General features: G+C 61.6%; 12 protein-coding genes. 3 read left to right on the forward strand and 9 right to left on the reverse strand.

Annotated features, from left to right (window positions below; all coding sequences use genetic code 11):
- Positions 1-156: 156 nt before the first annotated feature.
- Genes QOC89_RS30420 through QOC89_RS30430 form a run of 3 tightly spaced genes read left to right on the forward strand, consistent with a single transcriptional unit; the run spans position 157 to position 1,060 of the window.
- Positions 157-426, forward strand: a complete 270-nt coding sequence (locus tag QOC89_RS30420; protein WP_323048432.1) for a hypothetical protein — start codon at positions 157-159, stop codon at positions 424-426.
- Entirely contained in the window at positions 390-824 is a 435-nt protein-coding gene (locus tag QOC89_RS30425) for an MBL fold metallo-hydrolase (RefSeq protein WP_323048433.1), read from the forward strand. The genes QOC89_RS30420 and QOC89_RS30425 overlap by 37 nt, the downstream gene beginning before the upstream one ends.
- Positions 825-826: 2 nt before the next feature.
- Positions 827-1,060: a GTP-binding protein gene (locus tag QOC89_RS30430; protein ID WP_323048434.1), complete on the forward strand. Its 234-nt coding sequence runs from the start codon at positions 827-829 to the stop codon at positions 1,058-1,060.
- A 25-nt stretch (positions 1,061-1,085) separates the two neighbouring features.
- On the opposite strand, the gene QOC89_RS30435 is transcribed toward QOC89_RS30430, so the two are convergent.
- From QOC89_RS30435 to QOC89_RS30475, 9 genes are all read right to left on the reverse strand, one after another.
- Positions 1,086-3,683 carry a membrane-bound PQQ-dependent dehydrogenase, glucose/quinate/shikimate family gene (locus tag QOC89_RS30435; RefSeq protein WP_323048435.1) on the reverse strand — a complete coding sequence of 866 codons (2,598 nt, stop codon included), beginning with the start codon at positions 3,681-3,683 and terminating at the stop codon, positions 1,086-1,088.
- Between the two features lie 357 nt (positions 3,684-4,040).
- Positions 4,041-4,820, reverse strand: coding sequence for a Fic family protein (locus tag QOC89_RS30440; protein WP_416340511.1), 780 nt, complete (start codon positions 4,818-4,820; stop codon positions 4,041-4,043).
- 708 nt (positions 4,821-5,528) lie between these two features.
- On the reverse strand, positions 5,529-7,271 hold the full coding sequence (locus tag QOC89_RS30445; protein ID WP_323048436.1) for an ABC transporter substrate-binding protein: 1,743 nt from the start codon (positions 7,269-7,271) through the stop codon (positions 5,529-5,531).
- 108 nt (positions 7,272-7,379) lie between these two features.
- Positions 7,380-7,661: a DUF2160 domain-containing protein gene (locus tag QOC89_RS30450; protein ID WP_323048437.1), complete on the reverse strand. Its 282-nt coding sequence runs from the start codon at positions 7,659-7,661 to the stop codon at positions 7,380-7,382.
- Complete coding sequence (locus tag QOC89_RS30455) at positions 7,661-8,470, reverse strand: carbohydrate ABC transporter permease (protein WP_323048438.1); 810 nt, start codon at positions 8,468-8,470, stop codon at positions 7,661-7,663. The genes QOC89_RS30450 and QOC89_RS30455 overlap by 1 nt, the downstream gene beginning before the upstream one ends.
- The gene (locus QOC89_RS30460; RefSeq protein WP_323048439.1) at positions 8,460-9,338 is read right to left on the reverse strand and encodes a sugar ABC transporter permease; all 879 of its coding nucleotides are present in this window, start codon (positions 9,336-9,338) and stop codon (positions 8,460-8,462) included. Before QOC89_RS30460 ends, QOC89_RS30455 begins: the two co-directional genes overlap by 11 nt.
- Positions 9,335-10,423 carry an ABC transporter ATP-binding protein gene (locus tag QOC89_RS30465; RefSeq protein ID WP_323048440.1) on the reverse strand — a complete coding sequence of 363 codons (1,089 nt, stop codon included), beginning with the start codon at positions 10,421-10,423 and terminating at the stop codon, positions 9,335-9,337. Before QOC89_RS30465 ends, QOC89_RS30460 begins: the two co-directional genes overlap by 4 nt.
- A complete protein-coding gene (locus QOC89_RS30470; protein ID WP_323048441.1) occupies positions 10,410-11,516 on the reverse strand; it encodes an ABC transporter ATP-binding protein in 1,107 nt (368 codons plus the stop codon). The genes QOC89_RS30465 and QOC89_RS30470 overlap by 14 nt, the downstream gene beginning before the upstream one ends.
- A gap of 461 nt (positions 11,517-11,977) precedes the next feature.
- On the reverse strand, positions 11,978-12,186 hold a 209-nt coding region (locus QOC89_RS30475), incomplete at its 5' end, for a response regulator (RefSeq protein ID WP_323048442.1).

Genomic DNA, 12,186 nt, shown 5'->3' on the forward strand with positions numbered 1-12,186 from the left:
CGCGCGGGCCGCTTCCATTACGTACCGACGGCCACTGCGCCACAGGAAAAAAGGCGTGAATGACTCACGCCTCATTTCAAGCGTGGCTTAGTCCGTGATTCCGCTTACACGTTGCCCCGGTGGAACGAGCCGTTTGGACGCTCCCGTCGTGATTTCATGCGCATTGCCGTAACGGCAGGCACCACCGCGGCGCTGCCGTGGATGCAGGACGCCCACGCGCAGTCGCCAGCCGGCTCCGCCACCTCCGCCACCACCGCAACCCCTGCACCCGTCACCGGACACCCGGCGAAAGGCACCCAGCTGATCCTGCTCGGTACCAAGGGCGGCCCGACGCCGACGGAGATGCGCGCGGCACCGGCGAACGAGCTGGTGGTGGACGGTCAGCCTACGTGGTCGATTGTGGCAACGGCGTCGCGCTGCAGTTGACCAAAGCGGGCATCAAGCTGCCGGACATTCGCGACATCTTCCTGACTCACCATCATTCGGATCACAACGCCGACCTCGGCAACCTCGTGTTCCTCGCCTGGGCCACCGGCCTGCGCACGCCCGTCAATCTGTATGGGCCGCCGCGCATGACCAGGATGATCGACGACTTCGTCGACATGAACGCGATCGACCTCGACGTGCGTATGCGCGAAGAAGGGCGTCCGCCGTTCCGGCCATTGTTCAACATCCATGAATTCGACGGTCCTCGCCTCGTGATGGAAGACGACCGCGTGCGCGTCACGTCGACCCTGGTCGACCACTACACGATCAAGCCGGCATTTGCGTACCGCTTCGAGACCCGGGACCGCACCGTCGTCTTCTCCGGCGACACGACCTGACGGTGCTGCTCGGCTATCACGGCGAACGCATTCTGCGGGTTGAGGGGATCGGCAATTTCATCGGCGAACAGCGGCCGGTTGTGTTCCATGGTGTGCAGCAGTTGCTGCATGAACCGTTGCGGCTCGAAGCATGGCCCGACGACGATCACACGACGCGGCTCGTGTTCATCGTCCAGGGGCTCGCCAGGTCGGTGAGCGAGGAAACGCTCGCGCATTTTCTGCGCGAGGCAGCTTAAGCGACACCTCGGCGACGTGTGCCGCTTACTGTTGCGGCAACGTGTAGGCGATCACATAGTCGCCGAGCTTGGTGCCAAACGAACCATGCCCGCCCGCCGCGATCACGACGTACTGTCGGCCGTCGATCGAATAGCTCATTGGCGTCGCCTGACCGCCTGCGGGCAGGCGCGCCTCCCAGACCTGCTCACCGTTGTTCACGTTGAAGCCGCGGATGTAGTTGTCCGCCGTCGCGCCAATGAACGCGACCCCGCCCGCCGTGACGATCGGACCGCCCAGCATCGGCATGCCCATCTTGAACGGCAGCGGAATCGGCGAACTGTCGCGCACGGTGCCGATGCGCTTCTTCCACACGATCTCATTGGTCTTGAGATCGATCGCGGAGATGTAGCCCCATGCCGGTTGCTTGCACGGCAAGCCCAGCGGCGAGAGGAACGCGTTAATCGTGACGCCATACGGCACGCCGTACTGCGGCTGGATGCCTGACTCCGTGCCGCTGCCCTTGGCACCCGGCTCCGGCTCCAGCGGGTTGCCCGGGCCGCGCGGAATCAGACGCGAGACGAACGGCAACGCGATCGGGTTCGCGACGGCGATCTGGCGGTCGGTGTCGACGGCCATACCGCCCCACTCGAACATGCCCAGGTTGCCCGGGAACACGAGCGTGCCCTGCAGCGACGGCGGCGTGAACGTGCCTTCGTAACGCAGCTTGTGGAACATCACGCGGCATATGAGCTGGTCGTACATCGTCGCGCCCCACATGTCGGCGTCGGTCAGCTTCTTCGATGGACGATACGTGAGCTGCGAGAACGGCTGGGTCGGCATGACGTGATCGCCGGGGGCGGCGCCCTGCGGCACGGGCGTTTCGGGCGCCGGCACCACCGGCTCGCCGGTGCGGCGGTCGAGCACGAACAGGTTGCCGGTCTTGGCCGGTGCATACACGACCGGCACGGTCTTGCCGTCCTTGTCGGTGATGTCGGCAACCGTGGGCTGCGACGGCTGGTCCATGTCCCACAGATCGTGGTGCACGGACTGGTAGAACCAGGCGAGCTTGCCGGTCGACGCGTGCAGCGCGAGCAGTCCGCTGGCGTAGCGTTCCTGTTCGGGCGTGCGGTGGCCGCCCCAGATGTCCGGCGTGGTCACGCCCATCGGCAGATAGACCATGTCGAGCTTCGCGTCGTAGGCGGCGGGTGCCCACGAGTTGGGCGAATTCCACGTGTAATGCTCGCCCGGTCCCGGAATGTGATTCGGGTCCTGCGCACCCGGGTCGAACGCCCAGAGCAATACGCCCGTGCGCACGTCGAAGCCGCGGATGACACCCGACGGCTCGCGGTTCGAGAAGTTGTCCTCGACCGATCCCGCCACGACGATCACCTTGCTGGTGATGATCGACGGTGAGGTGGGCTCGTACATGCCCGCCGTCGTGACGGGTTGGGCGTGTTGAAGGTCGAGGTCGCCGTTGTTGCCGAACTCCGCGCAACGTTGGCCCGTTAGTGCGTCGAGCGCGTAGAGGTGGCCGTCGTTGACTGGGAGATAGATGCGGCGGGTGCAGGCGGTTGGAGTGGCCGTGGCCGAGGCGGTTGGAGTTGTCGTGGCCGAGGCGGTGGGGGTTGCGGGGGCTGAGGCCGGGGTGGCAGTTGCGGCTGCGGTGGTTGCGGTTGCGGTGCCAGGGGCGGCGCTGACAGTTGCGCCTGAGATGTCTGTAGCGGCGGCGATTGCGGCTGCACCGCTCGCTGGCGCAGCGGCTGTTGCGGCCGCATCGCTGGCCGGCGCAGTCGCGGGTACGGCCGTCGTGGCGCTGGCCGACAGATCGACGTACGACACGCCGCGGCAGGTCACGTGCTGGAACGATGGATCCGCCTGTAGTTTCGGATCGAACTTCCACTTGAGCGTGCCCGTCTTCGCGTCGAGCGCGAACAGGATCTGATGCGGCGAACACAGGTAAAGCAGATCGCCGATCTTGATCGGCGTGACTTCGTCGGTGATCTCGACGGGATCGTTGGGCCCCTTCATGTCGCCTGTGCGGAAGGTCCAGGCCACCTGGAGATTCTTCGCGTTCTCAGGCGTGATTTGCTGCAATGGCGAGTAGCGAGTGCCTTCCTGAGTGCGTCCATAGGCCGGCCAGTCGGCGGGGTCGATCCCGGTGCTGGTGCTGGCGCCGCCGCTTGCGGACGCGGCAGCGCTCAGTGTGCCGTTGACCTGCTGCGGATCGTTGAAGCTCGCGTACACGAGCACGCCCGCCCATGCCACGAGTGCGACGACGAGCGAGGCGACGCCGAGCTTACGCTCGCCTTCCAACTGCCAACTCACCAGCAGCAACAACCACACGCCGAAGATGACGAGCACACCGGAGCGCGGCGCGAGTGCCCAGAAGTCGGGACCCGACTCCATCAGCGCCCAGATCGCCGTGCCGATAAGCACAAGCGCATAAAGCAGAAGCGCGGCGGGACTGCGCCGCCAAAGCAGCCAGGCTACGCCCAACAGCACGATGCCTGTGACGACGTAATACGCCGAGCCGCCGACCGCGAGCAGCCATGCGCCGCCGATCAGCAGATAGAGCGCGCTCAGCAGCGTAAAAAGGAATGTGATGATGCCGATGACGCCACGCGAATTCGACTGACCGGTCATGATGATCTCAACCCTCTTGAGTGGATACCGCCTGCCAGTGGGACCGACGCCGAATTCATGCGTTATACGCCGGAGCACCGTGAAAAGGATAGCAGAACGTGTGTGTCATGCCGCGTGTACCGCGGCTTGCCATCCGCCGGTTAGGGGACTCGTCGACGAGGACGAATCATGCGGGGCGTGAACGCTGCGCACGTATCGTTCCTGCTCTTGTTCGTTTAGGCGACGGTCCTTTCGAGGAGCGTGTGCGCGTCTAGGGTTATAGGTCGTTCCGGGTGCAATTGGCAAGGCATGGCTGGGCATGCGTTGTGTGATGCAACTCGGGCGGCTTCGCTTATCTGGATGTGAAAGGCCGCCGCGTCAGGGCTCGTCTCGGCGTGACCTGATGCGTGGCGTCCCGAGCACGTCGAGGTACGTATCAAGTGACCGCTGCACCGAACTCGCGACCAGTCGTGTGATGTCGCTGTAGTCGCCACTGACGCATGCCTCGTCCAGCGCATCGTAATAAGCAAGCCGGTCTTCCTTGCGGATGATCGCCGGCGGGTAGCCGTCCTTCATCAGCTCGAAGTTCAGCAGTAGCCGTCCCGTCCGACCGTTGCCATCGACAAACGGATGGATTTTCACGAAACGCGTGTGCAACTCCGCCGCGCGCTCGACCGGATGCAGGGCTCCGGCCGTCACGTACCACTCGATCAGCGCGGCCATTTCGGTCGGCAGATGAAGAAAGTCGGGTGGAGTCGTGCTCGCTCCCGGAATCACGACATTCTCGCAGCGGTAACGGCCCGCCTGGCTGTCGTCGATGCCCTTCAACACGAGTCCGTGGATATTGCGGATTTGCCATTCCGATAGCGCCTCGGCCTTCGAGACGATGTCCTCGACATATAGGATCGCGTCGCGGTGATTCATCACCTCGAAATGCTCCCGAAGGGACTTTCCGCCGACCGTGATGCCTTCGAGCACCACTTTGGTCTCGCGCAGCGTCAAGGTGTTGCCCTCGATCGCATTCGAGTGATACGTCCACTCCAGCACCAATTTCTCGCGCAGAGACGCGACCGTGTGCTGAGGAAGTGGGCGCGCAGCATCGAGCGTCTCCTTGTCGGCGTCGATCGTCTTCAGCAGCGCGGCAGATTGATTGGGCATGTGTCTCTCGAAGCAAAGTTCGTCACATTCAATATATACCCCCATTGGAGCCCGCTAATCGCTTGGCGAAGCCTGCGCACGTCAGACCGAGCCTTTGAATCGCGTCGCGCAGAAATTCCTGCTGAGAGACGACCACGGGTTTCCTCCCGACCATCAGATCACCCCGCTCACGATCGACGACAACCGCACAGGATCACCCTCTACCAGGTTCTTAACGGCGGATAGGCTGGAAACGCCAATCTATTGCTGTATGAGTTTTAGCGAGCGCCCATCGCGGTGCAGTCTGACCGCGAACGTGCGGCGCGCGTAAGCCCGGTTCCGTAGAACACGAATAGCAAGGCGACATCGCGTGCGGTATTTTGCCCAGTTACAGCAGCGACTTTCAGCGCGTGACGGACCTGATGAAGCTCGACAACGGGCGATTTTGACATCCTGTAATGCGGACCATAGTGGGTTGCGTTACGAGGAAGTATGGATGCTATAAGCTCCGGATGCAACGGCCGACCGCGACCCCATTCACTTCCTCACAGATCAAATGTCACATTTGGCCAATCGGATAAGAAGAGTAGGGACAACACGATCGTCCTGGCAAACAGCCATAAAAAAGTCAGCCGAAGCTGACTTCATCCAGGCGCGATAACCGCGCCGCCGAAATCGATCACGTCGATCGGCGGCACGGTCACCGTACAGCTCACAGGCGCATAACCTCTACCGCACCCTCCCCTCCTTCCACGCAGTCAACAGCTGATCGTACTTAACCGTCTCCCCCTTCGGCTTCTCATTAGCAAGCTTCTTCCAAGGCGCGTGCTGATCCGACAACCACTTCGCCGGGTCGCTTTCCGCATTCAACTCCGGCGCGCAAACCTTCATTCCCGCGCGCTGCAAACGGGCCAGCACCTGGTCCATTTCCTTCGCCAGGTTATCCATTGCGGCTTGCGGCGGCTTCTCGCCAGCGACGGCCGTCGCGACGTTCTTCCACCAGAGTTGCGCCATCTTCGGATAATCGGGCACATTGTTGCCGGTCGGCGTCCATGCAACGCGTGCCGGGCTTCGATAGAACTCGATCAGCCCGCCGTATTTGTCCGCGTTCTTCGTGAAGTAATCGCTATGAATATCGGAGTCGCGAATGAACGTGAGCCCGGTAATCGACTTCTTCAACGAAACGGTTTTCGACGTAACGAACTGCGCGTAGAGCCACGCGGCAGCGCGCTGATTCGGCGGCGTCGACTTGAAGAAGGTCCACGAACCGACGTCCTGATAGCCGTTCTGCATGCCGTCCTTCCAGTACGGCCCGTGGGGCGACGGCGCCATCCGCCACTTCGGCGTGCCGTCTGCATTAGTCACATTGCCGGGTTTCAGCATCGAGGCGGTGAACGCGCTGTACCAGAAGATCTGCTGGGCGATCTTGCCTTGCGCCGGCACCGGTCCCGCTTCGTTGAAGGTCATCCCCGAGGCCTCGGGCGGCGCATATTTCTTCAGCCAGTCGATGTACTTGGTGGTCGCGAACACCGCGGCCGGACTGTTCGTGCCGCCGCCGCGGGACACTGACGCGCCCACCGCATGGCAGCCGTCCGGCGTGACGCGGATACCCCATTCGTCGACCGGCATGCCGTTTGGGATTCCCTTGTCGGCTTCACCCGCCATCGAGAGCCACGCATCGGTAAACCGCCAGCCGAGCGACGGGTCTTTCTTGCCGTAATCCATATGGCCGTAGACCTTTTCGCCATCGATGTTCTTGACGTCGTTCGTAAAGAATTCGGCAATGTCCTCATACGCGGACCAGTTCACCGGCACGCCGAGATCGTAGCCGTACTTCGCCTTGAACTTGTCCTGCAGGTCCTTGCGCGCGAACCAATCGGCACGGAACCAGTAAAGATTCGCGAACTGCTGGTCGGGCAACTGATAGAGCTTCTTGTCCGGCGCGGTCGTGAAGCTCGTGCCGATAAAGTCCTTGATGTCGAGACCGGGGTTCGTGTATTTCTTGCCTTCGCCGGCCATATAGTCGGACAGCGGCATGATCACGCCGTATCGATAGTGCGTGCCGATCAGGTCGGAATCCGAAATCCAGCCGTCGTAAATGCTCTGACCGGATTGCATCGACGTCTGCAGCTTTTCGACGACGTCGCCTTCCTGGATGATGTCGTGCTTGACTGAAATGCCGGTGATTTCGGTGAATGCCTTAGCCAGCGTTTTCGATTCGTACATATGCGTGTCGAGCGTTTCGGACACTACATGCACCTCTTTGACACCCGCTGACTTCAGCGTCGCAGCGGTCTCGATGAACCATTTCATCTCGTCCATCTGCTGCTGTTTCGACAGCGTACTCGGCTGGAATTCGCTGTCGACCCACTTCTGCGCTTCGGGCGTACCGGCGATCGCGGCATGGCTGGTCAAGCCCGTCGCGATAGCGCACGCCACGGCGAGCGTGACGGTTCGTCTCCTCTGTTGCATGGCTTTCTCCTGTGTCTCCGCACCCCTTGGAGCAACTGCCGAGGTCCGCCCGGGGCATCAACGGAACCGGTCTGTCCAGATACGCAAACCTTCAGCACGCAACGCTATTCATCCTTTCCACATGACAATCAGCAGCACGAGCATCGACGCCGCGAAACCGGGCCACGCGCTCGCGTGTTCCGCGCTGATGCCGATCCACGCAAGATTGATGTACGCGGCAATCAGCAGCCCGATAAAGAGCCGGTCGCCACGCGTGGTTCCGATCGGCAAAAAGCCTTTGCGTTCGACGGTCGGCGAGCGGATCTCCCACACAGTCATGCCCGCCAGCATCACCACGATGCAGCCGAAAAAAATCGCGACTTCGGGTGTCCAGTACATCCACGTCAGCATCAGACTCTCCCCATCGCAAAGCCCTTCGCGATGTAATTCCTCACGAAGTAAATGACGAGCGCGCCCGGCACGATGGTCAGCACGCCCGCCGCGGATAGCACGCCCCAATCCATCCCCGCCGCCGATACCGTGCGCGTCATCACGGCGGCGATCGGCTTGGCGTTGACGGTGGTGAGCGTGCGCGCGAGCAGGAGTTCGACCCAGCTGAACATGAAGCAGAAGAACGCGGTCACGCCGACGCCCGACTTGATCAGCGGCAGGAAAATCTTCACGAAGAACGCGGGAAACGTATAGCCGTCGATGTAGGCGGTTTCGTCGATTTCGCGCGGCACGCCCGACATGAAGCCTTCGAGAATCCACACCGCGAGCGGTACGTTGAACAGCATGTGCGCGAGCGCGACCGCGATATACGTGTCCATCAAACCGACGCTCGAATACAGTTGAAAGAACGGCAGCAGGAACACGGCAGGCGGCGTCATCCGGTTGGTGAGCAGCCAGAAGAACATATGCTTGTCACCGAGAAAGCGATAGCGCGAGAACGCATAAGCAGCCGGCAGCGCCACGAGCACCGACATCACCGTGTTCATCAGCACGTAGATGATCGAGTTGATGTAGCCCCAGTACCAGGACGGGTCGGTGAAGATGACCTTGTAGTTGTCGAAGGTCACGTGATGCGGCCAGATCGCGAACGCCGACATCGTCTCTTCGTTCGTGCGCAGCGAGATCGACAGCATCCAGTAAAGCGGAATCAGCGCGAACAGGATGTACAGCGTCAGCACGACAACGCGCATCCAGCGGTTATTGCGCATGGTCGCCCCCTTTACCCACGCGCTCCATCCAGTTGTACAGGATGAAGCACAGCAACAGGATGATCAGGAAGTAGATCAGCGAAAACGCCGCCGCCGGACCGAGGTCGAACTGCCCGACTGCTTTTTGCGTCAGGTACTGCGACAGAAACGTGGTCGAATCGCCCGGGCCGCCGCCCGTCAGCACGAACGGCTCGGTATAGATCATGAAGCTGTCCATGAAGCGCAACAGCACGGCGATCATCAACACGCCGCGCATCTTCGGCAGTTCGATATAGCGGAATACCGCGAAGCGGCTGGCTCCGTCGATTTCGGCGGCCTGATAGAACGCGTCCGGAATCGCGCGCAAACCTGCATAGCAGAGCAGCGCGACGAGCGGCGTCCAATGCCAGACGTCCATCACGAGCACGGTGATCCACGCGGCGCTGGGACTGGCCGTGTAGTTGTATTCGATGCCCGCGTGATTGAGCGCATAACCGAGCAGGCCAATATCAGGCCGCCCAAAAATTTGCCAGATCGTGCCCACCACGTTCCACGGAATCAGCAGCGGCATGGCGAGCACGACCAGCGACGCCGACGCGCGCCAGCCGGACGCCGGCATCGCCAGCGCAAGGCCGACGCCGAGAGGAATCTCGAACAGCAGAACGCAGGCGGAAAAGACAATTTGCCGCCCGAGCGCGCCGCGCAGATCGTCGTCGTTGATGATGGCGCGGAACCACTCGGTGCCCACGAACACATGTTGCGTCGGGCTGATGATGTCCTGCACCGAATAGTTGACCACCGTCATCAGCGGCAAAATGGCGGAAAACGCAACGCAGATGAACACCGGCACGACCAGCAGCCAAGCCTTCTGGTTGACGGGCTTGTTCATCGCGCGATCCTTTCGTCGTTGCTGAAGAACACGGTTTCCGCCGCGGCGAGCTTCAACCAGACGGCGCCTTCGCCGACACGCAGATGCGGCTCGACCTTGGCCGTGAAGACGTGGCCGTCGCATTGCGCGGTGACCAGCTGGTAGTTGCCGAGTTGCTGCACGCGCAGCAGATGGGCTTTCACCGCACCGGGTTCGCCGTCGCTCACGACCCGCACGAACTCCGGGCGCACGCCGAGCGTCAGCGTGCCGTTTGCGTGCTTCAGCGTATCCAGCGTAGGGGGGTCCAGTTGCAGATGCTGCGTGCCGATCCTGATACCGTCGGCGTCCAGATCGACCGGACAGAGATTCATCCCCGGGCTGCCGATGAAATAGCCGACAAACGCGTGATCGGGCCGCAAAAACAGCGCGTCCGGACCGCCCTTCTGCACTACGCGGCCGTTCGTCATCACGACGACTTCATCGGCGAAAGTCAGCGCCTCGACCTGATCGTGCGTCACGTAGATCAGCGTCAGTTTCAGTTGCTGATGAATCTTTTTTAACTGACGGCGCAGGATCCACTTCATATGCGGATCGATCACGGTCAAGGGTTCGTCGAACAGGATCGCGGCCACGTCCTTGCGAACGAGGCCGCGACCCAGCGAAATTTTCTGCTTCGCATCCGCCGACAGATTGTTCGCCTTGCGCGGCAACTCACGCGTCATGTCGAGAATTTCCGCCACCTCATGAACGCGCTGTTTCACGTCGCGCGCCGTCATTTTGCGGTTGCGCAGTGGAAACGCGAGATTGTCGAACACGCTCATCGTGTCGTAGATCACCGGGAACTGGAACACTTGCGCGATGTTGCGCTCGCGCGGGCTCATCGCGGTGATGTCACGTCCGTCGAACAGCACCTTGCCTTCCGACGGCCTCACGAGGCCGGACACGATGTTGAGCAACGTGGACTTGCCGCAACCAGATGGTCCGAGCAACGCATACGCGCCGCCGTCTTCCCAGACCATGCTCATGGGTTGCAATGCGTAGTCGTCGAGCGTGGCGGGATGGGGTGCGTACGCATGCGCGAGATTCTGAAACTCAATGCGCGCCATGAGCGCCCTCCGGGCCGGACAGCAAGGTTGTGTCCGCACCGAACACGAACAGTTCGTCGGGATCGATGTACACGTCGAGTTCCGTGCCGAGATCGATCTGATGCACGCCTTGCAGTTGCGCGACCAGATCGACGCCGCCTTGCCGCGTGTGCAGATGCAGGTAGGTTTCGGAGCCGCTCAGTTCGGCCAGTTCGAGCCGGCACGGCACGGCAACGGAGCGCGGCGTGCGAGGCGCGAGCCGGAGATGGCCGGGACGAATGCCGATGCGAAACGTCTCGTTGCCGCCGACAGCGCGCGCGCTCGCCCGTTCGAGCGGCACCTCGATACCGATCGGCAGACGCGCGGTGCCGTTCGCGGTGAGTTCGCTGGCGAGCATGTTCATCGGCGGATCGTTGAACACGGCTGCGACGTCGACATTGGCGGGGGCGTTGTAGACGTCGAGCGTCGGGCCATGTTGCAGCACACGCCCCTTGTCGACGATCGCCGTGTAGCCGCCGAGCAGCAGTGCTTCGAGCGGTTCGGTCGTGGCGTAGACGACAGTGGTCTTGCCGTCCGCGAACAGCGACGCCAGTTCGACCCGCAATTCTTCGCGCAGCTTGTAGTCGAGATTGACTAGCGGTTCGTCGAGCAGCACTAGCGACGAGCGCTTGACCAGCGCCCGCGCCAGCGCGCAACGTTGCTGCTGGCCGCCGGACAGTTCGCCCGGACGCCGGTGCAACAGGTGATCGATATGGAGTTTGGCGGCGACTTCGTGCACGCGTTTTTTGACTTCGTCGGCGGGCGTTTTCTGCAGCTTCAGTGGTGACGCAATGTTGTCGAACACCGTCATCGCCGGATAGTTGATGAACTGCTGATAGACCATCGCAAGGTTGCGCTGCCTGACGCTGACGCCGGTTACGTCGTTGCCGTCGGCAAGCACGCGGCCCGATGCCGGGCGGTCGAGGCCGGCCATCACGCGCATCAGGGTGGTCTTGCCGGCTTGCGTCGGCCCAAGCAGCACGTTGATCGCGCCGGGGATGAGCCGCAGATCGACGCCGTACAGATGCGTCTGAGCGCCCGAAACGACTGTCACCCGCTCCAGTTCCAAGACCAAATCGCTCTCCTTCGTTCTAGTGCGTTTTCGGTGCTGCTCAGGCCCTGGCGCGACAATTGGGCAGTAACGGTGATGGGCGCGGTGTTAGCGTTTCCGGTCGCTCTTGTGCGTTTTCAAGCCGACGGCGAAGCGCACCCTTTTTTCTAAAAGGAAATCAAAACAACGGATTCGATGTTCCTTTTTGTTCGTTTACGTATAAATCGGTGTTAACCATACAATCGGTCGACAAATAGTCTCCCACCAGCTTACTCAATTAGAAACCATTGCTTTCTATACAGATTGAATATGACGATTAACGTAATCTACGTGTCAGCGTAACAGAAGGGAGGATGACTCTGACGAATTGCCGCAGGCACTGTGCAAGACGGATTGGCGGCTCGGATCGTCGCAGTTGGACGTCGCGCAGCTCGAAGACTTATTTAGCTTTGGTCCTATATCCGGTCGGCGCGCACATGATCCGGCTATTCCGGCTGTGCGCCCTCCAGCGCCGCGCGCACGGTCCTCGCGAACAACTCGTCGTCGAAGGGCTTGCGCAAATAGGCCACCGCTCCGCCTGCGAGCGCTTGCTCGCGCACGCTGACTTCATCATGGGCGGTGATGAAAATGACAGGCATGCCACTGCCCGACAGACGCCGCTGAACTTCCAGGCCATTCAGCCCAGGCATTTGCA

Origin of the sequence: Paraburkholderia sp. (assembly GCF_034668105.1) — a bacterium.
Lineage (GTDB): Bacteria > Pseudomonadota > Gammaproteobacteria > Burkholderiales > Burkholderiaceae > Paraburkholderia.